The sequence below is a fragment of the Dyella sp. genome (assembly GCF_051954575.1).
In the GTDB taxonomy this organism is placed as follows: Bacteria; Pseudomonadota; Gammaproteobacteria; order Xanthomonadales; family Rhodanobacteraceae; genus Dyella_B.
This window is the reverse complement of the sequence record NZ_JBQCHP010000025.1, coordinates 23,202-46,397: the sequence shown is the minus strand read 5'-3', so window position 1 is coordinate 46,397 and position 23,196 is coordinate 23,202. Positions and strand designations below refer to the sequence as shown.

Genomic DNA, 23,196 nt, shown 5'->3' with positions numbered 1-23,196 from the left:
TGAGCGTTGGCTAACACCACGCGGCTTGCGCCTGTAAGCGCGGCAATAATGCCGTGCGTGTTGAATTCGTAGGTTGGTTTAGCGCAGCGTAACCCAAAAACCGCTTCTAACACGTTGGGTCACGCTGCGATAACCCAACCTACGGGTCATTCATCGACGCCGTCGCGTGTCCAGCGATGCACCGCCTTTGGCGGCATCCACGCTGCGCTGAACGTCTTCGCGCGATGCGCGGCCGATCGATGGCCACATATCCGGGTTCTCCTCGATGCGCCGCTTGACGTGTTCATGCGCACGAATGGAGTTGGCGCCGGCGTTGTCGAGCAGGGCGCAGGCATCGTCCATCGACATCTCGCCGCGCAATTCCACTACCAGCGTGGTGTGGCCGATCAGCGCCGGATCAGGCAGCGTCGGCGTGCGGGAAGCAGAGATCAACGACGAGCCGCCTTTCTTTTTCTCGCGGCCGGTGCTGGTATCCATGCGGCCGGTGTGGCTGGCGGTGGACACCACCGAGGTCGGCGCACTGGAGCTGGATGGCGACTTGCCTACGCTTTCGTCGAAGCTCAACACGATCTGTTCACGTTGCAGCCCGCGGGACAGCAGCTTTTCTGCTGCGGCGTTGGCGTCGAATTGCGTAGCGAAACAGGCAACGACTAGTTCGGCCATGACGTGCCTCCTCAAGGTCGTTCGTCGCTGCACTGTAGGACGGCCTGCATAACCCGCGCGTGAGTGGAGCATGTCATACCCATGTTCGCTTGCTGGATACGCACGAGTCACGCCGGCGATGTTAACTATGAAGTCGCCTTCCGCTTTGGAGATGCAATCATGTCGCGACTCATCAAGGCCTTTATTGTGCCCATGTTTATGTTGGTGACGGTTTCGTCCGCACTCGCACAAAGCGGCACATCCAACGCGGTGCCGGCAGTCGGTGCGGCCGGTGCGCATACGGCACAGGACGTCCGCTTCGTGATGAACGCTTCGGCGGCGGGACAAACCGAAATCCTGGCCAGCAGGCTGGCGCAGACGCAAGCGCAATCGACCAAGGTCAAGGCGTTCGCTGAAACCATGATCCGCGATCATGGCAAGGCCAACAGCGAACTGAAGACCATTGCGCAGAAAGACGGCTACACCCTGGCAAGCACACCCACGCAGGAACAGCAAAACAATCTCGCCAAGTTGCGTTCATTGCACGGGAAGGATTTCGATAGCGCATTCGCGGCGATGATGGTCAAGGACCATCGCGATGCAGTGGCGCTGTTCCAGGCCGAATCGACGTCGGGCAACGATGGTGATTTGAAAAATTTCGCGACGCGGACGCTGACGACGCTGCAGCATCATCTGGCGTTGGCGAATGCGCTTTGATGATGTGAACGCTGGTTGGCGTTGATTATCTGAGCGCACCGAAATGCATCTCCCTCCCCTGCGAGCACTTGATTGGCGTCGAATCTCAGCTTGCCGGAATGTGTTCCCTCCCCTGCGAAGTAGGGCAGGGGTTAGGGTGGGGTTGCACGAGCTTGCCGAGAAACACGAATCATCGCGAGATTGCTTGACCCCACCCCCCCCCTCCCCTGCCCGTGGGGGTTGGTGGTAGTCATCTTTGGCGCTGCTGAGATTCGACGCTACTCAGATGCAAGCAGGGGAGGGAGCCATTGATTCACGCAACTTTATCCGGCGAACTTAAATCAACGCCTGCGGCACCGGCGGCGTACCCACCGGATCGCCGATCGGCGCCGGCGGCGGTTCAGGATCGGTCAGCGGCGGACGTTCCGGTGTCGGCAATGGCGGCTCCGGACCGGGGTCGGGGAGATCGGGTGACGGTGTCGGCGCGGGTGGCGTTTTGGGATCCGGTGCCGGCACTTCTGCATGGATACGGTTCATGACTTCACCAACACGCCTTGAAACGGTAAGGCTCACTGTGAGCGCGCAGGTGTGCAAGCGAAAGGAATTCCTTGTGACGATCGCAGCGCATGCGCGCGCATGAAAACAGGCGTTCACATGTGTTCCACGGTTTCTCATCCGCGCACGCGACATAGTGCCGGCGTATCAGGGAAACAGGAGCATGTCACATGAATACGTTCGAGCTGGCTTTGCCGTGGTGGGAATTCGTATGGCGTGGCATCGGTGCCTATCTGGCGGCCTTGATCATGATGCGCATTGTGGGCAAGCGATCGTTCGGCGACATGTCCACGTTCGACATCATCGTGCTGGTGCTGGTCGGCGGCACCCTGCGCAATTCCATTCTCGGGCCGGACGTGTCCTTCTTCGGTGGACTGATCGCCGTGGCAGCCATTCTTGCGGCTGACCGCGCGCTCGCGTGGGCCTGCACGCGCTCGCCATGGCTCAATCGCCTGGTGGAAGGGCACCCCACCGTGCTGGTGCACGAAGGCGACATCGTGCCGGGGTCATTGGAAAGCGTCAGTCTTCCCATGGCGGCGTTTCGGCGCGCCTTGCATTCGGCGGGTATGGAAGACACCCACAATATTCGCATTGCACGCCTGGAACCGAATGGCCGCATCACCTTCATTCGCAAGCATTCCTGATTGATTGCATTGACAACGTATCGACGCAAACGCGAGTAAAGCTGTTTCGCCCGCACAGATGGGAGACACGACATGCCTGAGAAGAAAACGCGACAAGCGGCCGCCAAAGCCAAGCGTCAAGGTAAATCACCCAGCACGCAGGCCGGCGAATACGTCCATGAGGAAATCGAGCATGTGCGCGAAGGCAAGCATGGCGCGCGTTCGCCGCAGCAGGCCATCGCCATCGGCCTTTCCAAGGCGCGGCGTGCCGGCGTCAAGGTGCCGCGCAAGAAGTCGTCCAGCTCCAAGAAGTCCTCGACGCGCAAGCGTGCCAGCACCGGCAAATCCACTTCCAGCCGCAAGCGCGCCACCACCAAGCGTTCGAGCGCCAAGCGCGCCCGCGCTTCGTCGCGTGCGTTGAAGCGCGAAGGCAAGAGCGCAACTTCGAAGCGTTCGCTGTCGGCGCATGCCAAGCGTGCAGCGTCCAAGCGCAGTTCGTCATCGCGTTCGGCGGCAGCGAAGAAGGCGGCACGCACGAAGGGTGCACGCGGTCGGTCTGCGGCGGCGAAGAAGGCGGCGAGGACGAGGAAGAAGGCGGCGTAGTGTCCATGTCACGTGCCGCGCGGGTCCCTTTCCCTCCTTCAGCCTGATTGGCGTCGAATCTCGGCTGCGCAATTGATGGCTCCCTCCCCTATGACGTAGGGGAGGGCTGGGGCGGTCAGGCAACCTCGCGATGAACTTGTGTTGCGCGGCAAGCTCATGCAACCCCACCCTGGCCCTCCCCTGCGCGCAGGGGAGGGAATACATTTGGGCGCAACTGAGATTCGATGCTAATCGGGTCCGGGTGAGAGATTCACTCAGAAAGTATTTCGCATGCCGCTACATGAGATGGTGTCGCGGAACCACCGCCATCGGCCATTGACGACCGTGGTAGATCGCGAAATCTACCCCTGCTCATTTGCTACCGATGCATTCAAGGCCGCCGCCACCGCCGCATCGCCGTTGATCACATCGCTCCATTTCAGCTCGATGCCTTTGCGATGCGCCTTGCGCGTGATCTTGATGCCCTGGGCATCGAGCACCACCGTATACGCTTGTCCCTCCACGTCGATTTCGCGTCTCAAGGGTTTATCCAGCGTGGTCGTCATGTGCGAACCTCCGGGTCGAAAAGATGGCTAGCTTTGCTTCAACTGCTCGATTGCGGTGTCGAGTGATTGCTCGACCGAGTCGATGCCTTCCCATGGATCCTTGCGCAGCCGCGCCAGGCGCTTGGGCAGGGTGTGGATGTTGAACGCGTCGCCGCTCTCGATCTTCGCCAGTTCTTCCCAGCGTAGCGGCGTGGCGACGGGTGCGCCTTTGCGGGCACGCAGCGAATAATTGGTGACGCTGGTCGAGCCGCGCGCATTGCGCAGGTAGTCGACAAAGATCTTGTCGGTGCGCTTGGCCTTGGTGGCGGTGTCGACGAATTCGTCCGGATAGGCCGCGGCCATGGTGCTGGCGATGGCGCGCGCAAAATCCTTGACCTGCGGCCATGGGCAGCCAGGGTTGAGCGGCACCACCACATGCAGACCCTTGCCGCCGGTGGTGCGCAGGAAGGATTGTAGGCCGATACGATCCAGCCATTTCTTGAGCAGGCGGGCGGCGGCGACCACGCGCTCCCACCCCACCTTCGGCGCAGGATCGAGGTCGAACACCACGCGATCGCACTTGTCGGGCTGCTCGGCGGTGGCGCCCCATGGATGGAATTCCAGCGTGCCGAACTGCACCAGTTCCATCACCGAATCGGCATCCTTGGCATACATGTAGACCGCTTGCGAACCTTTTTCCTCCTTCAAGCGCTTCAGCCCGACGCGGTGCAAACCTTGCATCGGGTGTTTCTGGAAGAAGCAGGCTTTTTCCGAACCTTCCGGACAGCGGATGATGGAGAGCGGACGGCCGAGCATGCCGCGCAGCAACCATGGCATGACGCCCTGGTAATAGTCGGCCACGTCCTGCTTGGTGATGTTGTCGCCCGGATAGACCACGCGTTCCGGATGCGTGATCGTGACGTTGCCGTTGGATGCGCTGCGCGTACTTGCCGATGTCTTGGTCGGCGCTTTTTTTGCCGTCTTTGTGGCTTTGGGCGCCGCCGGCGCACGGTCGGCATTTCTCAGGTCGTTCGGGTTCTTGTCCATGCGCAGCGTTTTCAGGCTCGGTTGACGCAACAGATCGTTGTTGCCGATGCCACGATAATTCACTTCCACCACCAGGCGCGGCGTGACCCACCAGGCATCGCGCAGCAGGGGATCGATGTTGCGAAGATTCGAAGGCGTCTTGCGCGATGCGTTCTTGGTGACCAGGGCGGCGGTTTTCGCCAGCAGCATGTCGGTAAAGCCGGTGCCGACGCGACCGGCGAACAGCCATCCGTCGCGATGCTCCGGATCGGGCTTGGCCAGCAGCAAGGAACCAAAACCGCTGCGGCTGCCTTTCGGCGGCGTATAACCGACGACGGCAAATTCGTCGCCTTCCAGGCGCTTCACCTTGATCCAGTCACCACTGCGCCCGGCGTGATAGCCCGAGTCGATACGCTTGGAGACGATGCCTTCCAGATGAAATTCCACCGCATGCTGCATGGCCTGCGCGCCATCGCCTTGCGTGTGCGAGCTGAAGGCCAGATGCCGGCGGCCATGGCCGAGCATGCGCTCCAGCAGGGTCTTGCGTTCCAGCAGCGGCGTGCGCGACAGGTCGTAGCCTTCGAAGTAGGGCAGGTCGAACAACACATAGACCAAGGGATGTTGCGACTCGCCGGATAGCGTTTTCTGCAGCGCGTTGAAATCGCTGTGCCCGCGGCTGTCGGTGGCGATCAATTCGCCGTCGAGACGCGCCGAATCGAGCCCTAGGGATTGGATCGCCTGCAGGATGTCGGGAATCTTCTCGTCCCAGCGCAGTGCATTGCGCGACCAGAGCGCCACCTTGCCTTTGGCGATGGTGGCGAGGATGCGGTAACCGTCCCACTTCACCTCATGGATCCAGTTGTCGCCGGATGGCGGTTCCAGCCGCAGCTGGGTCAATGCGGGCGGAAAGAACTCTGCCTTGGGCGCAGCCTGTTTGGCATGCGTCAGCGCCTTGGCCTGGTTGATCAGGGTGCTCTTGCTGAGCTTGCGCCCGCTGGGCGGCTTGCGCACGCGTGCGGTCGATTTTTTTGCCGCGGCGCGCGTGCTTGCCGACTTGGCAGCTTTGCGCGTGCTGTCGCGCATCTTCGCGTCGAGCAGATCGTCGGCTTCGATCTCGCCGGCAAAGGCGTCCTTGTCCTTGATCAGGAACCACGGCTGCTTGCTTTCCCTGCGGCTGCTGCGCACCAGGTGCCAGCTTCCCTTGAGACGCGTGCCGAACAATTCGAAATGCAGATGGCCTTTCTTCAGCTGCGCTTGTGGATCGCCGTCGGTGGCCCACACGCCACGATCGAACTGATCGACGTGGCCCTTGCCGTAACCTTCCTCGATGTCGCCTTCGAAATCGGCATAGGCCACCGGATGGTCTTCCACTTCCACCGCGAGGCGCTTCACCTGCGGGTTGTAGCTGGGGCCCTTGGGCACTGCCCAGCTTTTGAGCGTATTGCCTACCTGCAGGCGAAAATCGAAATGGCGGCGCCTGGCGTGATGCAGCTGCACCACGAACAGCGCGCGGCTTCCCTCGGGAATGGCGGCATCGGGTTTGGGCTCCCGGGTGCTTTCGAAATTGCGTTTACGCTGGTATTCCCGAAGGGTCACGGTTGCTCCGCTGGCAGGCCGTACGGATGCGCTCAACGGTAACTTGCAACGGCATATGTCAAGGACAGGGCAACTGAATGTGACCAGGATGTTGGGTGGGTTTTGATTTCGGTGATTCGGTGTGCGCTTTGACGGCTTTGGATGAATGTCTCTGCTTGCCATGATTTGCTCCCTCCCCTGCCTGCAGGGGAGGGCTGGGGTGGGGTTGTTCGAGCTTGCCGTATCACTCACTTTCATCGCGAGGTTGCTTCACCCCACCCCGACCCTCCCCTACTTCGCAGGGGAGGGAGTAGTTCCGGATCAGCCCAGCTTTTCCGCCAGCTTGCGCGCATCGAATGGCGCTTTCACCTTGGTGTCGTTGTCGAAGTAACAATAGATGTCGCGACCGGCACGCTTGCGCGGTGGCGTGTTGCTGCAGCGGGTGGCGTCTTTCGGTTCGCTTCCGCGCCGCCATGCGTCGATATGCCTGCACCAGCGATTCAGCGCTGCATTGGTATAGCCGCTGGCGTACAACTCCTTGTCGCCATGCAGGCGCATATACACGAAGCTGGCGGTGACGTCTTCCAGGAACGGCCACTTGCCGGCGGTATCGGCCACCACCAGGGCCACGCCATGGCGGCGAAGCTGCGCAATGAAGGTTTCGTTGACAAAGCTGGTATGCCGCACTTCCATGGCGTGCCGTATCGAACGCTTGCGGTCGGCCTTGACCAGCGCCTTGGCGATGGTGCGGTCGTGATTCCTCGCCACCGCGGCGAGCGTTTCGCTGTCGTGCGGCAATTGCGAAAAGAAGGTTTCCAGCCGCTCTTCGTCGTAGCGAAAGCTCGGCGGAAGCTGCCACAGGATCGGGCCGAATTTTTCGCGCAGCGCCAGCACGCCGGAAGCGAAAAAATTGGCCAGGCCCTGCTCGACGTTCTTGAGCCGATGGATATGCGTGATATAGCGCGGCGCCTTGACCGCGAAAACGAAGCCGCGCGGCGTTTCGTCGTACCAGCGTTGGTAATTGGTCGGGTTTTGCAGCGAGTAGAAACTGCCATTGATTTCGATGGTATTGAACTGGCGCGAGGCGTAGTGGAGTTCTTCACGCTGGGGCAGGTCTTCGGGATAGAACACGCCACGCCAGGGAGCGTAGCGCCAACCGGAGATGCCGATGCGGGTTTTTGCCATGTGGGAGCTCCGTCACTAGCAGGGCATGCTGGTCTGCCACATCGTCATTCCGGCGTTCGCCGGAATGACGATGTGGAGGATATGCGGATCATCGTTCACATCAACTTGCCTTGCGCCGCGCACCACTCTTCTTGGTCGCCTTGCCTTTCTTCGCCGCCTTGCGCGCAGGCGTCTTCTCCGCCTTCTCCGCCGGCGTACGCTTCTTGGTATCGATGCTCTTTTTGAGCAGCGCCATGAAGTCGACCACGTTGGTGGCTGCTTCAGCTTCCTCGGCTTCGGGCTCTTCGATGGAGGCCAGGGCGCCCTTGGACTTCATGCGCTTCTCGATCACCTGGCGCAGGCGATCGCGGAAGTCGTCCTTATATTCCACCGGGCGCCATTCGCTGGTCATCGATTCGATCAGCTGTTCGGCCATCGACAGCTCGCGCTCGCTGATGCGGTAATGCTTGATGTCTTCGGAAGGAATGGAAAATTCCTCGGCGTCGACCAGTTCCTGTTGAAAACGCATCAGTACCAGGATCAAGGCATGCTCGCGGGGAATCACAGCGGAAAGGTATTCGCGCGTGCGAATCACCACCCTGGCGATGCCGACCTTGCCGGTGCGCTTGAGCGTTTCGCGCAGCAGCACGTAACCCTTCTCGGCCTTCTTGCCGGGCACCAGGATATAGGGTTTTTCGAAATATTCCGGACCAATGTCCGCCGCCTCGACAAAGGCTTCCACCTCAACCGATTCACGGTTTTCGCTCGAGGCGGATTTGATGTCCTCCGGCTCGAGCACGACGTAATTGCCTTTCTTGTACTCGAAGGCCTTGACGATTTCCTTCCACGGCACTTCCTCGCCGGTTTCGGCATTGACGCGCTCGTAGCGCACCGGCGCCTTGTTGCGGCTGTCCAGCATGCGGAAGTGCAGGTCGGTGCCGCGTTCGCCCGACATCAGCGAAACGGGCACGTTGAGCAGGCCGAAGGTGAGATTGCCAGTCCAGATCGGGCGCGCCATGACTGCCTCCGGCTCGGGAAAGGATCTTCTTTATTCCGGATGACACGTGATGCCGGCGACAAATTGCGCCTGGGTCACGCCTCGCGCTGCAGCGAGCCGGCAAACACCGCGCATGCCTTGCCGGTGCAGATGCTGATGGCGCGCAAAACATCCTGCTTGCCATAGGGTTTGCGCAACATGGTCATGTCTTTCTGGCAGGAGGACGCATGCGTGTCCCAGTCGCCTGAGGCCAGGATGTAATGCCCATCGGGCAGGCGCTGGCGCAGTTCCTGCGCCAAGGTCATCATCGCTGGCCAGGGCCAATGGGGCAGGTCCATGAACACTACGTCGATATTTGGATGCACGCGCGTAACCCGCAACGCGTCGGTGGGCCCGAAAGCCTGGAACACCTCGTGACCTTCCTTCCTCAGTGCATGCTGCAGCAAGTCGCGGGTATCCAGATCGTCCTGGACGAGCAGCACGTGCATCCTCGCCTCCGTTCAACACGGCGTCCTGCAATTCCCCCTTCAGCATCTTTCACTTGGACGGTGACCTGGGTGTGAAAAGAAAATGTCGTAGATGTGTCAGCGTGTGCTTCAGCCTGCCTGCCCGCTGGATGCGAACGGCGGTTTTGCGAACCAAATCGCGACCATGGCGAACAGGAAGATCAGGCTGAAGCACCAGAACACATCGTTAATGGCCAGCGTGGCGGCCTGGTTGTTGAGCATCTGGTTCAGCGCTGCGTACACCGATCCGTCCTTCAAGCCCAATGCCTGGATGCGGGCCAGCCCTTCGGTGGTGGAGCGCGCGTCCGTGTGCGTGTGCTCGCTGAGCACCGCGTGATGGTAGATGCTGCGATGGGAATACAGCGTGGTGCTCACCGCCGTGGCCACGCTCATGGCGATGGTGCGAAAGAAATTGGCCAGCCCCGACGCGCTGGCGACTTTCGCCGGCGGCAGGCCGGATAGGATCACCTGATTCACCGGCACGAAGAACAGCGCAATGCCACAACCCATCAGCATGCGCGGCAAGGCCAGCTTGAAATAGCTCACATCGGCGTTGTAGTGGGCCATCCAGTACGAGCAACTGGCGAAGATCGCAAAGCCGGTGGTGATGATGATGCGCATGTCGATCTTGTGCTGGAACTTGCCCACCAGCGGCGACATGAAAATGGCCGGGATGCCGATCGGCGCCACCGCGAAACCCGCCCAGGTGGCGGTATAGGACATCACCTGCTGCACCCAGTTGGGCATTACCACGGTGCCGCCGAAGAAGGCGAACATGCCCGTGAACAGGCACAGCACGCCGACGGCGAAATTGCGGCGCTTGAAGAGATAAAGATCCATCACCGGCTGGTCGTGCATCAGCTCCCAGGCGATCAGGAAGGTGAGGCACACCAGCGAGATCAGGCCGAGGGTGAGGATCATCTTGGAATTGAACCAGTCGTAGTCGTTGCCGTTGTCGAGCATGAATTGCAGCGAGCCTACGCCGACGGCGAGCAGGAACAGGCCCAGGCCATCCATCTTGACGATGGAGGTTTTGCTTTCCCGATCGCGCAGCAGCATGTAGGTGATCAGCAACGCGAAGGCGCCGACCGGTATGTTGATGAAGAAGATCCACGACCAGCTGTAGTTGTCGGTGATCCAGCCTCCGAGTATCGGTCCGAAGATCGGGGCCACCACCACCATCATCGCCCATAGCGCCAGCGCGATCGGGCGTTTGTCCGGCGGGTAGTTGTTGAGCAGCAGCGTTTGCGAAAGCGGCACCATCGGGCCGGACACGGCGCCCTGGCACAGCCGGAACACGATCAGCATGCCCATGTTCGCCGATAGCCCGCATAGGCTGGAAAACACCACGAACAGCAGCACCGAAAACGCGAACGTGCGCACCTCGCCAAAGCGCCGCGCAATCGAGCCGGTGAGCGGTTGCATCACGGCGCTGGCCATGGAATAGGCGCTGATCGCCATGGTGCCTTCGGTGCGACTGACGCCGAGATTGCCGGAGATGGTGTAGACGGCTACGTTGACGATGGAAATGTCCAGCACTTCCATGAAGGTGGCCAGCGATACGCCGGCAGTGAGCAGCACCAGTGCGCCGCCGGTGAGGGGTGGTTTGGAGGATGCGTCAGGCATGCGTTGCTTCCGCCTGTCGATGCCTGCTTATTTGGGGGAGGCACGAGCTTGTCCGATCGTCATTCCGGCGAACGCCGGAATCCAGTAAAAGCATGTTGTGCGCAGCACTCAACATATATATCCCGTGTGCTTCGCACGGCATATTTAAACTGGATTCCTCGCTCCTCAAGGCCGAGCACATCCCTGTGCTCTCCCCGCGTGCCGGCGTTCGCCGGAATGACGTTGAGGTACAACGGATCTTTTCGCGGAAAGGGGAGTATTTCACGGCGTATACACCGTATTCGCACGAATGATCGCCTCGGCCTTCTCGTCCGCTTCCTTCACCTCGCGCTCGTACACGTCGGTGCTCATCAGCGGCTTGTTGCGCACCTGCGTCTGCAGCATGGTGCCGCGGTGGTCGTGCGTATCCACCTTCACGTAGGTGGAAAGGCCGATCATCAGCGGATGCTGCTGCAATTCCTTCGGATCCAGCGAGATGCGCACCGGCAGGCGTTGCACCACCTTGATCCAATTGCCGGTGGCGTTTTCAGCCGGCAGCAACGAGAACGCGCTGCCGGTGCCGGCGTTGAAGCCGACGACCTTGCCGTGATACGTCGCGTGCGAATACATGTCGGTGGTGATCTCCACCGGCTGCCCGATGCGGATGTCCTGCAACTGGGTTTCCCTGAAGTTGGCGTCAACCCACAGATCCGACAGCGGCACGATGGTGAGCAGGTCCTGGCCGGGCTGCACGCGCTGACCCACCTGCACCTGCCGGCGCGAGGCAATGCCGTCGATGGGCGAGACGATCGCATCGCGATTGCTGTTGATCCATGCATTGCGAAACTGCGCGCGTGCCTGCACCACCGCAGGGAACGTGCGCACGTCCGTGCCGTCTACCTGTGCATGCGCAGCGGATGCCTGGCGCTCGGCCTGTTCCAGTGCGGCATGGGCGGCGCGCATCTGCCGGCCGGCGTTATAGGCTTCTTCCTTGGATACGGCGTTCGCGCCTACCAGCGGAAAGCGCCGCTGGTAGTCGTCGCGCTGCGTTTCGTATTGCGCGCGGCGCTGCACCACCGCGGCATCCGCTTCGGCGGCTTGCTCCAGCGCTTGCTGCGCATTGCGCACGGCCTGGGCGAGCTGGCCCTGCGCATTCATCAGCGTGACCTGCGCATCGGCTGGATCCAAACGCAGCAGCACCTGTCCGGCATGCACCCGTTCGGTTTCATCCACCGCGATTTCCACCACCGTGCCCGGCACGCGCGGCGAGATGGTAACCAGATTGCCGCGCACGTAGGCATCGTCGGTGGTTTCGCGCTTGCTGAAGACGAACAGGTACAGCAGCAGCCAGATCAGCCCGGCAAGCACGAACACGCCGGCGATGATGCCGATGACGATGATGCGCTTGCGCTTCTTCTTGCGTTGCTGCTGCGGATCCTGATCGCCGTTGTGCTGCTTGTCCTTTTTGCCTTCGTCCTGTTTCTTGTCGCCCTCGGAGGGCTTGCCGTCTTTTTCGTCCTTCTCGTCGCCGTATTTGTACAGATACTTGTAGCGGTACCTGTATTCGCCGGGATGTTCGTCCTGATGCTCGCTTTCGTGGTGAGGACTGTCGTGGGGACTCATTGCGAAGCGTCCTGTGCAGTGGCGCGGCCGGCGGGTAGAGCCGGCACGTTGGCATCGTGGTAGCCGCCGCCGAGCGCGTAGATCAAGCCCAGATGGGTGGCCAGCAATTGGCCGTCGAGCTGCACTTGCGCATCGCGTTGCTGATCGAGCTGCAATTGCAGGCCGAGCCAGGTGCGGTCATCGTCCAGCCCCTGGCGGCGGCGCCGGTCCGCACGCCGGTTCTGCGAATCGACGTCGGCAAGCTGACGTTCGATCTGCGTTTGCTCAGCACGCAACTGCTGCAGGGTAGTGACCTGTTCGGCGACGTCGTGCGCCGCCTGCACCACGGTACGGTTATAGGAAGCAACGGCTTCGTCCAACTGCGCCTGCTGGTTTTCCAGTTGCGCCTTCAGGCGGCCGCCGGAAAAGATCGGCAGGTTCATCGATGCACCGACATTGCCGAGCAGCGCATTGGCGCGCATGCCGGAACCGAGATTGGGATACAGGCGAAGGTACGCGCCGAGCCCCAGCAGGCTTACGTCCGGATAATAGGCAGCGCGCGCCGAATCGATGCCCTTTACGGAGGCTTCGATCTGCCAGCGGCTGGCGACGATGTCCGGCCGCCGCGCGATCAGTTCCAGCCCTGCATAGGGCGGTATGTCAGCATTGGTGGCAGGAAGCGCATAGGCTTGCAGCGTGCCCAAGGTTTGCACGGATACGCCGGTCACCGCGGCGAGCTGCGCCATGTCCAATGCGCTGGCGCCTTCCAGCGATGCCTGATTGCGCAATTGCTCGGCCACTTGCGCATCGGCGCGGTCGAGCAGCTGTGGATCGTCCAGACCTGCATGTACGCGCATCGCTTCCAGCGTGCGGTATGTCGAGGCATGCTGTGCTGCCTGCTTGGCGAGCGCGAGCCGCGCTTGTTGGTTTTGCCAATCGAAGTAGCTGCGCGCGACGCTGTAATGCAGCGAATTGGCCGCCATCGCGCGTTCGGCCTTGGCCGCATTGGCCTGGCCGATCGCTTGCGCGACGGCAGCTTTCTGCTTGCCCCACAGATCCAGATCCCAGGTAAACAGCGCGGCGCCCAGTCCATCGTTGGCCCAGTGATGCTCGGGATTGATGTGGATGCTTTGTGAGCTTGCTGCGGCGCCCGCCGGCATATGGGTATCGATCTTGCTGTACGCATGTGCGGCATCGAAGTAGCCGCGCACTTGCGGATTGAGCTGCGCCGCTTGCGCATCGACCGCGCGCTGTGCGGCGGTATAGCGTGCTTGAGCTTGTTCCAGATCGGGCGAATCGCGGGTGGCCAGGTCCATCAGGCGATCGAGTTGTGGATCGTGGTAGCGCTTCCACCATTCGTCCTGCGGCCAGCTTGCCTGGCCGGTTGGCGTACCCGCCAGCGGCGCCTGTTCCCGCGGCGCAAACTGCGGCGGTCGCGCTGGCGGCGCACAGGCCGCGATCAACGAAACACCGAGAAGAAGCGGGCATCCGTGCCGCCAGCGGCCGCGTATCCGTTGCGGCGTTGGCATGTCTACCACCATGAGTCCACGCACTGCTACGGCTTGCTCTCCGATGTCTGGAGAGGGGAAGCGGGTATGTAGCCTGCACGGGCGTGGTGATGATGTGATTTGCGGCGTTCACGCGATCGCGTGTTGAAGATTGCATCCGGCGGACGCGAAAACAAATGAATTCTTCCCGCGATGTCTCCATCACGGCGATCTCATTTTCACTTCATAAAAACCGCCAACATCGCATCGTGCACGCCTGGCGGTGAGCTTCCGCAGCGATTAAAGAGGCGACCTCGGCATGCAGATCGATCACAAATGCGAGTACGGCCCCTGCCAATGCAAGGTGCCTGAGGCCGAGCAGTATTGCAGCGACCATTGCAACCAGGCCGACAAGCTGCGTGCGGAAAGCACGCAATGCAGTTGCGGGCACGAAGAGTGCAAGGCCGCACAGGGCGTCTGATTTTTCTTCCTCATTTTCTTTTCGATCCCGGCATGGCTTCCCAGCTCGATCAGCAATGCATCGATACCCTTCGTTTTCTGGCCGTGGACATGGTGCAGAAGGCGGACAGCGGACACCCCGGCCTGCCGCTTGGTGCGGCGCCGATGGCGTACGTGTTGTGGGATCGCTACCTCAAGCATCATCCGGGCAATCCGCACTGGGCCGATCGCGATCGCTTCGTGCTTTCCGCCGGCCACGGGTCGGCATTGCTGTACGCGCTGCTGTTCATGACCGGCTACGGTCTTACGTTGGACGACATTCGCCAATTCCGCCAATGGGGCAGCAAGACGCCCGGACATCCGGAACGCGGACACACGCCGGGCGTGGAAGTGACCACCGGCCCGCTGGGGCAGGGCTTCGCCAATGCGGTAGGCATGGCGATTGCGGAGGCACAGCTTGCTGCGCGCTATAACCGCGAGCCGTACAAGATCATCGACCATTACACCTATGTGCTTGCCAGCGACGGCGACCTGATGGAAGGCGTGGCTTCCGAAGCGGCTTCGCTGGCAGGACATCTGAAACTGGGCAAGCTCATCTGTTTCTACGATGACAACAACGTGACCCTGGCGGGCAGCACGGCGGTGACTTTTTCGGAACATCGCATCGAGCGTTTCCAGGCCTACGGATGGCACACTGCGACAGTGGAGGACGGCAACGACCTGGCCGCGATCGATACCGCGTTGAGCCAGGCAAGACTAGAAGTGGCGCGTCCTTCGCTGATCCGGGTGCGCACGCATATTGGTTTTGGCTCACCCGCGCAGGACAGTTACAAGGCGCACGGTTCGCCCCTTGGCGAAGAGAGCGTGCGCAAGACCAAGGAGAAACTGGGCTGGCCGGTCGAGCCCGCTTTTCTGGTGCCCAACGACGTGCTGATGCATATGCGCAAGGCGACGGCGCGCGGCGAGGATTGGGAAACCCAATGGATGCAGCGCCTGCAGGATTACCAGAGCCATTACCCGGAGCTTTTCCAGGAACTGGACACGCGCCTACGCGGTGCCTTGCCGCCCGGCTGGGATGCGGACGTGCCGGTGTTCGAGCCGGATCAAAAAGGCCTCGCCACGCGCGAATCCTCGGGCAAGGTGATGAACGCGTTGGCGCCGAAACTGCCTGCCTTGATGGGCGGTTCGGCAGACCTGGACCCCTCTACCAAGACGGCCTTGAGCGCATCCGGCGATTTTCGCCCGCCGCGCACGGGTGAAACCGACGCGCACGATCCGGCCGAGGAGCACGGCGATTACACCGGCCGCAACATCCATTTCGGCGTGCGTGAACACGCGATGGGTTCGATCGTCAACGGCTTGGCGGCGCACGGTGGTTTCATTCCCTACGGTGCAACCTTTTTGGTGTTTTCCGATTACATGCGTCCGCCGATCCGCCTGGCCGCCTTGATGGGCCTGCAGGTGGTGCACGTGTTTACGCACGACAGCATCGCGCTGGGCGAAGACGGGCCGACGCATCAGCCGGTGGAGCATCTGGCCAGCTTGCGCGCGATACCGAATGCGATCGTGATTCGACCAGCCGATGCGAACGAAACGGCGGTGGCGTGGAAAGTCGCGGTGGAAACGCGCGATCGCCCCGTGCTGTTGGCGCTGAGCCGACAGAAACTGCCTACGTTGGATCGCCAACGCTATGCCTCCGCCGAGGGCCTGCGCCAGGGCGCCTACGTGCTGGCCGATGCGCCGGGCGGCAAGCCTGCGCTGATCCTGATCGCCAGCGGTTCGGAAGTGCCGTTGATCGTGCAGGCGGCCGAACGGCTGCGCGAGGAAGGCATCGCGGTGCGCTGCGTATCGATGCCCAGCCACGAACTGTTCGAGGCCCTGCCGCAAAGCGAACGCGACAAGGTGCTGCCGCCCTCGGTCGGCGCACGCCTGGCGGTAGAAATGGCTGCCACGCAGGGCTGGGAGCGTTATGTCGGCGCGCAGGGCGCCATGCTGGGCATCGACCGTTTCGGCGCCTCGGCGCCGGGTGAAACGGTGGTGCGCGAATATGGCTTTACGGTTGACCGGGTGTGCACGGCAGCCCGGGCGCTACTTGGACACAGACGGGAGACGGCACAGATGCGATGAAGCTCCATTCAGTTAAACCCCTATTTGCGGGGCGAACGGGGCGGTTTGTCAGCGTCCATTCGGTTTTTCAAACGGGACGTTGACAATTACTCCACAAAGCCTTGCATACAAGAGGATCAAGGTGAGGCTGGTAATCGTTAAGTGAGATGCACGGCCCAGTCCGTGGGGATGCATGAAGGCGGTTACGGCCCATTCGGCCAAGACGCGAAACATCACATGTCACGTCAGGAGAAAATCATGAATCGCACGGCACTTGGTATCGCAGTCGCCTGTATTGGCTTGGCCATTGGCGGATGCAACAACAACCCCAACAACGGCGGCGGCGAAGCCCCGGGCAATCCGTCCACCGCGGCGGCCCCGGCCGCACCGGCCAATCCGCCGCCGGCGCCTGCGCGTACGGCCATGACGCCGCCGTCCAGCAGCACGGCAGCCAACCCGGCAGCCACCGGCACCGCCGCAAAGCCGGCGACGCCGTCGACGGCCGGGCACTAAGCGATAAACCATCGCGCGCCGATGCACCTTCTCCCATGCGGAGGAGGTGCGTCGGCGTGTGTGCATATATCGGTGCCGACGAGATGAGGCCGCGGGAAGCATCCATCGCTTCCCACGGCCTCCGTCCACGGCTCTGTTCGCGCTGGCTGTTTAGCGCGGCGAAGGCAGCGTGCGGCATGGCGTGTAACGTTTGCGGCTGTGCCAGGTGAGGGCGATCGTCATGTGCGTGAATGGGCGTGCTTGGGTTGTTTCCCGTCGACCTGGTTGGCGTTGAATCTCAACGTGCCGGAATGCGCTCCCTCCCCTACGTGTAGTAGGGGAGGGTCGGGGTGGGGTGAAGCAAGCTCGCGGTGCATTTCGATCATGCGGCAAGCGCGTGCAACCCCACCCCAGCCCTCCCCTGCAAGCAGGGGAGGGAGTCGTTATCCGCACAAATGCGCCAACCGCAAACAGCCGCACCGCATTAAGCCGCAAAAAAATTTTTACCTCATATCTGCCACCGCTGAACGGTCACTCGTTCACCATCGGCGTTCCAAGCCAGCACAGTTCCACGCGGGGAGGCCGCTCATGAACGCAGACGACGACATCAGCATCCTCACGAGCCTGGTGGGCGCAACGCTGGATAGTGCCCGGCATTACCGCAAAGTAGCCGGCAGTATCGGCAATCCGCGCATTCGCGCCCTGTTCGAACAGCTTTCCGCACAGCGCCGGAATGTCGCCCGCGTACTGCAGAGCCGGCTGGAAGCGATCAGCAGCGATCCGTTGAAGAAAGGACTGTCTTCGATCCGTGCACCGCACGTGTTCGGCAATCTTTGCCATGCGATGGATTACGGCTACAGCGCGCTGGTGGACGAAGTGGAGCGCAGCGAGGAGCACGTCAAGGCGAAATACGAGTGCGCGCTGGAAAACGGACGGCTGTCCTGGTTTTCGCGCACGGTAGTGCAGAACGCCTATGCCTCGGTGCGCGAAGGGTCCGACGAAATGCTCGCGCTCAAGCGCTATCCGCAGGCTGCGCAGACGCACAGCGAGCGGCTCGGGCAATGGTGAGCTGGTGGACTAACGATACGGCGCGACGCGAGGCGTGGGCGGGCGTGCCTCTTTGTGACGCGAAGCACGGTACGCGCCGGCCAGGATGATGGCCGCCAGCAGCAACACGAACACGATCCAGCCGATTCGTTTCAACATGAAGGGCAGCAGGTAGGGCGGAATGTCAAACTAGACAGGCAAGAGTCGCCCAGCCGTGAACGAATACGCTTCCTTGACGAACTGGGCAGCCCAATTTGATCCTGTTTTCACATTGCGTGCAGATGTTTTAGCTATTGTCCGCACTTCGGGTACACGTTCATTATTCGTTGCGTTGACACCGCATACGGTCAGCAGACCGCCGGCGACCGGCATTGAAATCGGGTGGGGATGGCATGAAGACTGTTCTGCTCGTTGATGACAATCGTGACGTGCTCGAAGTAACCGCGTTCATGCTCGAAGATGCAGGCTACGACGTCGTGGCCGCCAGCAATTCCGCGCAGGCGTTGCAGGTGGCATCCGTGCGCCCGGACATCGGTGTGGTCCTGACCGACCTCAACCTGGAGCGCGGCATGAGCGGCATCAAGTTGGGCGAAACCATGCACCAGAAGGGGCTGAAGTGCCCCATGATCGTGATGTCCGGCGATGGGGAGCCGCCCGAAAGTGGCCTGCATTCGTGGATGAAATACCTGGCCAAACCATTCGACCGCAAGACCTTGCTGGCGGCGATTACCGAATACGCATAAATCTGTCTTCGATGGGGCCGGTACATCGGCTTGGCGGGCGGGGATCGCCCTAACGATCCGGAACAAGCACGCAGCGATGCACGCCTGCCACCCGGTGTGATCAAAGGCTTGGCGTATGGAGCACGAATCGGCGCAAGCGCGAATTCGCCTCGGGCTCATTGGGGGATTCCTATTGCTGCTGTGCGTATGCGCGCTGGTGATCATCGCCGCATCGTCCAGCATGAGCGCCGACCGGCTGGTCGAGCACTCCATGCTGGTGCGGCAAGCGCTGGAGCAACTCATCGGCACGGTGCGCGAAGCGGAAACCGGACAGCGCGGTTATCTGCTCACCGGCGACGCCAGCTATATCGAACCGTTCTACGCGGCAAAAGCCCAGTTGCCCGTGCTCGAGGGGCAATTGCGCCAGCTCATCGAGAAAAGCCCCGCGCACCAGCAGCAACTGGACGAGCTCTATCCGCTGATCGCGGCGAAGATGGACGAGCTTTCCGGCACCATCGAACAACGCCAGGCCGGCCATCCCGGTGTCTCGATGAAGCTGATCAAGAGCAGCCTTGGGCGCAACCTGATGCGCCGCATCGGCGACCTGGCTGACGATTTCGACCGAACCGAACTGGACATGCTGCGTGAACGCAGATCCACCGCGATCGCGCAGCGCGCGTTCCTGACCACGGTCACGATCGTGCTTACGCTGCTGGCTGGCGCCCTGGGCTTTGTGATCGTGCTCAAGGCGCATCACTACGCCAACGACATGCGCCAGAAAAACCAGGCATTGCGCGAAGAAGCCGGGCAGCGCGAAGCGGCCGAGCTGCAATTGCGCCAGTCCCAGAAAATGGAGGCGCTGGGCCAGCTTACCGGCGGCGTAGCGCACGACTTCAACAATATGCTGGCGATCATCGTCGGCAACCTGGAAATGCTGATCAAACGCCTGCCCGAAAGCGAAGGCCGCATGCGTACCTTGGGCATGAATGCGCTGACCGGCGCGCAGCGCGCCGCGGAACTCACCAAACGTCTGCTGGCGTTTTCGCGGCAACAACCGCTGCAGCCCAAGTCGGTGGACGTGAACCAATGCGTGCACGATGTTTCGGTGATGTTGCGCCGTTCGCTCGGCGAGAACATCCAGATCGAAACGGTGCAAGGCGGTGGATTGTGGCGGGCCTTCGTTGATCGTCCGCAGTTGGAGAGCGCCCTGCTCAACCTGGCGGTGAACGCACGCGACGCCATGAAGGGCATCGGTAAGCTCACCATCGAAACGGCGAACGTTTTCCTCGATCGCAGTTATGTCGACGCGCACAGCGACGTGGCGCCGGGCCAGTACGTGATGATCGCCATCACCGATACCGGCTGCGGCATGTCCGCCGACGTGATGAACCGCGCGTTCGAGCCGTTCTTCACCACCAAGGAAATCGGCGAGGGCACCGGGCTGGGGCTCAGCCAGGTGCACGGTTTCGTCAAGCAGTCGCACGGGCACGTGAAAATCTACAGCGAACCCGGCGTGGGCACGACGGTGAAACTCTATTTGCCGCGCGGCAACGCCAATCACGACGAAGCCCTGCCGCCACCAGCGGCGGAAACCGCGGCCGATCCGCAGCGCAAGGTGCTGGTGGTGGAGGACGATGCCGACGTGCGCGAATTCGTCGTGTCGATACTGCAGGATCTCGGCTACGAAGCCATCGCCGCCGACAGCGCCGAATCGGCGCGCCGGATGCTCGAGCGCGATCAGCAGATCAACGTGATGCTGACCGACGTAGTGATGCCGGGCGCCAACGGCAAGCAGTTGTACGACGATATCCACGTAATGAGGCCGGAAATGGCGGTGCTGTTCATGACTGGCTACTCGCGCAACGCTATCGTGCACAACGACGTGCTCGATGCGGGCGTAAGGCTGATTTCCAAGCCGTTCACGATCGACGAACTGTCGCGCGAACTGCGTGCCGCCATCGTCGCGCACGGCACGGTGCACTGAGCCGGCACGCGGTATGAACGCACTCACGCCGCAGTGACCATCGACTCACGTTTGCCGAAAAATAATGCTGTCACCTCATGTGAAAACAGGTGGTGCTTATGAACGCACGAATGCCGGCAAGTCTTGGACTGGTCGCCTGCTTGATGCTGGCGGGTACCAGCGCCGCCGTGGCGCAAAGCAACAACGGCACGCCCCATCAGATTTGCCATCGCGTACGCGTGCAGGATCGCCCGAAGGACAGCCACCAGATTGCCGGAACGCTGGTCGGCGCCGCCGCGGGTGGCTTGCTCGGCAATCAGTTCGGTGGCGGCAAGGGAAAAGTGTTGACCACCGCTGGTGGCGCGGTGGCGGGTGGTTATGCGGGCAAGAAGGTGCAGGAGGCGCATCAGTCGAACCATGCGACGTATCACTATGAGGAAAGGTGTTACGAGCAGCAACGTTGAGCCTCTGCTTGCAGATGCGTTCCCTCTCCTACGTGTAGTAGGGAGGGCCAGGGTGGGGTGAAGCAATCTCGCGATGTATTTCAACAATGCGGCAAGCTCGGACAACCCCACCCCAACCCTCCCCTGCGTGCAGGAGAGGGAGTTGTCAGCTGCGAGAAGTCAGCTCACGGCAACGGATGCCCGCCCGTTACGCCGAACACCTCCGCCGTCACATAACTCGATTCCTGTGACGCCAGGAACACATAGATCGACGCCAGTTCCGCCGGTTGTCCTGGCCGGCCGAGCGGAACGTTCTTGCCGAATTCCTTCACCTTGTCCTGCGGCTGTCCGCCGGAAGGCTGCAGCGGCGTCCAGATCGGGCCAGGAGCAACGGCGTTGACGCGTATGCCTTTGTCGACCAGCTGTTTCCCCAGCACCTTGGTAAACCCGACGATCGCCGATTTCGTCGGCGCATAGTCGCCGAGGATCGGCGACTGATCGTACGCCTGGATCGAGGCGGTGTTGATGATGGTCGCGCCGCGCGGCAGATGCGGTACCGCCGCCTTGCAGATCCAGAACAGTGCGTAGACGTTGGTCTTGAAGGTTTCGTCGAATTGCTTGGTGGTGATGTCCATGATGGTTTCCTGGTACGCCTGCTTGCCGGCGATGTTCACCACGATATCCAGGCCGCCCATCTTCTTGACGGCGGTTTCCACCAGGGTGTTGCAGAACGCTTCGCTCTTGAGGTCGCCGGGCACCGCATGCACCTGCACCCCGCTTTCACGGATCAGGTCCAGCACTTCCTTGGCGTCTTCCTCTTCCTCGGGCAGGAAGTTCAGGGTGATGTCCGCGCCTTCGCGCGCGAACGCGATCGCCACTGCGCGGCCGATGCCCGAATCGCCGCCGGTGATCAGGGCCTTGCGGCCTTTTAGACGGCCAAACCCGACGTAGCTATCTTCGCCATGGTCGGGCCGCGGTTTCATGTCTCGTGCCAAGCCGGGTGCCGGTTGCGGCTGTTTTTCGAAGGGCGGGCGCGGATACTGCGTAACCGGGTCGCGCATGGTGTACTGATTGGTCGAGCTCATCGCTGCCTCCTGATTACTGACCGCGCATCAATACGCCGGCTGCCGTACAAGCTGCGTATGCAGCGCACGAGTGCTTTGTTGATCTTACGAATGCGCTTTCTTCAAGGGCCGTATGGCAAGGTGCCGGCGTGATGGATGGCAAGGAGACGAGCATGGCGATGCAGCGACTGCCGAGGCTGGCTGCCGGGTTGACGCGGGTTGTGTTTGCCGCCGCCTTGCTTGGTGTCGGCGCATGCCATGATCGCAACCCCACCACGCAGCAACCTTACGGGCCCACCGAGCCGTCCACCTCGCCCGGTTCCACTACGCCGCGGCAGCCCGCCTCCAACCGGACGATCCTGAGCCCGGCCAAACCCGCAAGCACCACGCCGACGCTGCCTTCGTCACGGACAACCTCATGACCATGCAGAACAAATACCTGGCCGATCGCGCCACGCCCGACAGCGGCTGCAGCGATCGCGGCTCGCTGGTGGTGAGCAGTGATCCGGCACTGCTGGCGACCTTGCACTGGATGGCGGACGACCACTTCGTCGGTCCCAAGCTCGAAGCGGCGCTGAGTGAACTGCTGCATGAGGCGGATCTGATGTAAGGCGTGCATCGGCGAGCGCCATTCACGCCCATCTCACGCCCGCTTGAAGCCGATCCGTCTACTTTCACTGCAGACCCCACGGAGAGCTCAACCATGAAGAAGCGCGTGGTGTTCAGCGTGAAGGACATGGCCGGTGCGCGCGCAGCGATGGATCGTGCGCGTGCGGCGGGCGTTGCCGATGGCGATATCTCGTTGATCGCGCGCTCCGACAAGTCGGTGATGGTGCCGGACGAACGCAAGGTGGTGGAGGGCGATTTCTATCCGGCTGCAGCGAAGGGCGCGGCCGGCGGTGCGGCGATCGGACTGGTGGCCGGCTTGGTGGCGGTGGCGTTTCCGCCCTTGGGGATTACCGTGGCCGGTGCGCTGGCGATGGCGGTGGGCGGCAGTGTGCTGGGTGCGTGGTCGACTGCGCTTTCCGGATCGGCGGTGGACGATCCGGTGCACCGCGCCTTCGAGGGCGAAGTGGAAGCGGGACGCATCCTGGTGGTGGTGGACATTCGCGAGGAAAACATTCCGGCCGTGCGCGATGCGATCGCCGCCAGTGGCGCCAAGCCGCTGCCCTTCGAGCGGCCGACGATGATCACCTGATCGTCGCCGCCGATCATCAACGCAGTTACGGCAAAACAGAGACCGCGCATTCACTTTTCGCGGAATACGGTCGAGCGGCGATGACACGCATCCGCCG

25 protein-coding genes are annotated in these 23,196 nt (G+C 61.8%); 13 read left to right on the top strand and 12 right to left on the bottom strand.

Going from position 1 to position 23,196, the window contains the following annotated elements; genetic code table 11:
- Positions 1-150 precede the first annotated feature (150 nt).
- A complete protein-coding gene (locus ACTHNE_RS02985; RefSeq protein ID WP_324945729.1) occupies positions 151-663 on the bottom strand; it encodes a hypothetical protein in 513 nt (170 codons plus the stop codon).
- A 192-nt stretch (positions 664-855) separates the two neighbouring features.
- On the opposite strand from ACTHNE_RS02985, the gene ACTHNE_RS02980 reads away from it, so the two are divergent.
- Positions 856-1,359, top strand: a complete 504-nt coding sequence (locus ACTHNE_RS02980) for a DUF4142 domain-containing protein (protein WP_440268537.1) — start codon at positions 856-858, stop codon at positions 1,357-1,359.
- A gap of 315 nt (positions 1,360-1,674) precedes the next feature.
- Here ACTHNE_RS02980 and ACTHNE_RS02975 read toward each other — a convergent pair whose 3' ends face one another.
- A complete protein-coding gene (locus ACTHNE_RS02975; protein WP_324945724.1) occupies positions 1,675-1,875 on the bottom strand; it encodes a hypothetical protein in 201 nt (66 codons plus the stop codon).
- A gap of 188 nt (positions 1,876-2,063) precedes the next feature.
- On the opposite strand from ACTHNE_RS02975, the gene ACTHNE_RS02970 reads away from it, so the two are divergent.
- Positions 2,064-2,537, top strand: a complete 474-nt coding sequence (locus ACTHNE_RS02970) for a DUF421 domain-containing protein (RefSeq protein WP_324945721.1) — start codon at positions 2,064-2,066, stop codon at positions 2,535-2,537.
- A gap of 72 nt (positions 2,538-2,609) precedes the next feature.
- Positions 2,610-3,119, top strand: a complete 510-nt coding sequence (locus tag ACTHNE_RS02965; RefSeq protein WP_324945718.1) for a DUF6496 domain-containing protein — start codon at positions 2,610-2,612, stop codon at positions 3,117-3,119.
- A 341-nt stretch (positions 3,120-3,460) separates the two neighbouring features.
- On the opposite strand, the gene ACTHNE_RS02960 is transcribed toward ACTHNE_RS02965, so the two are convergent.
- The 8 genes from ACTHNE_RS02960 to ACTHNE_RS02925 all read right to left on the bottom strand — a co-directional run bounded on the left by ACTHNE_RS02960 (position 3,461) and on the right by ACTHNE_RS02925 (position 13,647).
- The gene (locus tag ACTHNE_RS02960) at positions 3,461-3,664 is read right to left on the bottom strand and encodes a hypothetical protein (protein ID WP_324945715.1); all 204 of its coding nucleotides are present in this window, start codon (positions 3,662-3,664) and stop codon (positions 3,461-3,463) included.
- A gap of 27 nt (positions 3,665-3,691) precedes the next feature.
- Positions 3,692-6,265 (bottom strand): DNA ligase D, encoded by a 2,574-nt coding sequence (gene ligD, locus ACTHNE_RS02955; protein WP_324945712.1) that lies wholly within the window; start codon positions 6,263-6,265, stop codon positions 3,692-3,694.
- A 300-nt stretch (positions 6,266-6,565) separates the two neighbouring features.
- On the bottom strand, positions 6,566-7,429 hold the full coding sequence (locus ACTHNE_RS02950; protein WP_324945709.1) for a DUF72 domain-containing protein: 864 nt from the start codon (positions 7,427-7,429) through the stop codon (positions 6,566-6,568).
- A gap of 100 nt (positions 7,430-7,529) precedes the next feature.
- Positions 7,530-8,426: a non-homologous end joining protein Ku gene (ku, locus tag ACTHNE_RS02945; RefSeq protein WP_324945706.1), complete on the bottom strand. Its 897-nt coding sequence runs from the start codon at positions 8,424-8,426 to the stop codon at positions 7,530-7,532.
- Between the two features lie 74 nt (positions 8,427-8,500).
- On the bottom strand, positions 8,501-8,893 hold the full coding sequence (locus tag ACTHNE_RS02940; protein ID WP_324945704.1) for a response regulator: 393 nt from the start codon (positions 8,891-8,893) through the stop codon (positions 8,501-8,503).
- 108 nt (positions 8,894-9,001) lie between these two features.
- The gene (locus tag ACTHNE_RS02935; RefSeq protein WP_440268536.1) at positions 9,002-10,537 is read right to left on the bottom strand and encodes a DHA2 family efflux MFS transporter permease subunit; all 1,536 of its coding nucleotides are present in this window, start codon (positions 10,535-10,537) and stop codon (positions 9,002-9,004) included.
- 261 nt (positions 10,538-10,798) lie between these two features.
- Positions 10,799-12,139 (bottom strand): efflux RND transporter periplasmic adaptor subunit, encoded by a 1,341-nt coding sequence (locus ACTHNE_RS02930; protein ID WP_324945697.1) that lies wholly within the window; start codon positions 12,137-12,139, stop codon positions 10,799-10,801.
- Positions 12,136-13,647, bottom strand: a complete 1,512-nt coding sequence (locus tag ACTHNE_RS02925) for an efflux transporter outer membrane subunit (RefSeq protein ID WP_440268535.1) — start codon at positions 13,645-13,647, stop codon at positions 12,136-12,138. Before ACTHNE_RS02925 ends, ACTHNE_RS02930 begins: the two co-directional genes overlap by 4 nt.
- 277 nt (positions 13,648-13,924) lie before the next feature.
- Here ACTHNE_RS02925 and ACTHNE_RS02920 point away from each other — a divergent pair, with 277 nt between their 5' ends.
- From ACTHNE_RS02920 to ACTHNE_RS02905, 4 genes are all read left to right on the top strand, one after another.
- Positions 13,925-14,086, top strand: coding sequence for a hypothetical protein (locus ACTHNE_RS02920; protein ID WP_324945690.1), 162 nt, complete (start codon positions 13,925-13,927; stop codon positions 14,084-14,086).
- A 32-nt stretch (positions 14,087-14,118) separates the two neighbouring features.
- Complete coding sequence (gene tkt / locus ACTHNE_RS02915; RefSeq protein ID WP_440268533.1) at positions 14,119-16,191, top strand: transketolase; 2,073 nt, start codon at positions 14,119-14,121, stop codon at positions 16,189-16,191.
- 237 nt (positions 16,192-16,428) lie between these two features.
- Positions 16,429-16,683 (top strand): hypothetical protein, encoded by a 255-nt coding sequence (locus ACTHNE_RS02910; RefSeq protein ID WP_324945684.1) that lies wholly within the window; start codon positions 16,429-16,431, stop codon positions 16,681-16,683.
- A gap of 567 nt (positions 16,684-17,250) precedes the next feature.
- A complete protein-coding gene (locus ACTHNE_RS02905; protein WP_440268532.1) occupies positions 17,251-17,730 on the top strand; it encodes a PA2169 family four-helix-bundle protein in 480 nt (159 codons plus the stop codon).
- Between the two features lie 9 nt (positions 17,731-17,739).
- On the opposite strand, the gene ACTHNE_RS02900 is transcribed toward ACTHNE_RS02905, so the two are convergent.
- Positions 17,740-17,868 (bottom strand): hypothetical protein, encoded by a 129-nt coding sequence (locus ACTHNE_RS02900; protein WP_324945678.1) that lies wholly within the window; start codon positions 17,866-17,868, stop codon positions 17,740-17,742.
- A 233-nt stretch (positions 17,869-18,101) separates the two neighbouring features.
- On the opposite strand from ACTHNE_RS02900, the gene ACTHNE_RS02895 reads away from it, so the two are divergent.
- The 3 genes from ACTHNE_RS02895 (at position 18,102) to ACTHNE_RS02885 (ending at position 20,858) form a co-directional block, all read left to right on the top strand.
- Positions 18,102-18,452, top strand: coding sequence for a response regulator (locus tag ACTHNE_RS02895; RefSeq protein ID WP_324945675.1), 351 nt, complete (start codon positions 18,102-18,104; stop codon positions 18,450-18,452).
- Positions 18,453-18,567: 115 nt separating this feature from the next.
- Positions 18,568-20,415 (top strand): CHASE3 domain-containing protein, encoded by a 1,848-nt coding sequence (locus ACTHNE_RS02890; protein ID WP_324945672.1) that lies wholly within the window; start codon positions 18,568-18,570, stop codon positions 20,413-20,415.
- Between the two features lie 98 nt (positions 20,416-20,513).
- Positions 20,514-20,858 (top strand): glycine zipper 2TM domain-containing protein, encoded by a 345-nt coding sequence (locus tag ACTHNE_RS02885; RefSeq protein WP_324945669.1) that lies wholly within the window; start codon positions 20,514-20,516, stop codon positions 20,856-20,858.
- Positions 20,859-21,022: 164 nt separating this feature from the next.
- On the opposite strand, the gene ACTHNE_RS02880 is transcribed toward ACTHNE_RS02885, so the two are convergent.
- Positions 21,023-21,922, bottom strand: coding sequence for an SDR family oxidoreductase (locus ACTHNE_RS02880; RefSeq protein ID WP_324945666.1), 900 nt, complete (start codon positions 21,920-21,922; stop codon positions 21,023-21,025).
- Between the two features lie 152 nt (positions 21,923-22,074).
- Between ACTHNE_RS02880 and ACTHNE_RS02875 the strand changes: the two genes are divergently transcribed.
- From ACTHNE_RS02875 to ACTHNE_RS02865, 3 genes are all read left to right on the top strand, one after another.
- Entirely contained in the window at positions 22,075-22,323 is a 249-nt protein-coding gene (locus tag ACTHNE_RS02875) for a hypothetical protein (RefSeq protein WP_324945663.1), read from the top strand.
- Complete coding sequence (locus tag ACTHNE_RS02870; RefSeq protein WP_324945660.1) at positions 22,320-22,511, top strand: hypothetical protein; 192 nt, start codon at positions 22,320-22,322, stop codon at positions 22,509-22,511. The genes ACTHNE_RS02875 and ACTHNE_RS02870 overlap by 4 nt, the downstream gene beginning before the upstream one ends.
- A gap of 93 nt (positions 22,512-22,604) precedes the next feature.
- Positions 22,605-23,099 (top strand): hypothetical protein, encoded by a 495-nt coding sequence (locus ACTHNE_RS02865; protein WP_324945657.1) that lies wholly within the window; start codon positions 22,605-22,607, stop codon positions 23,097-23,099.
- Positions 23,100-23,196: the final 97 nt, after the last annotated feature.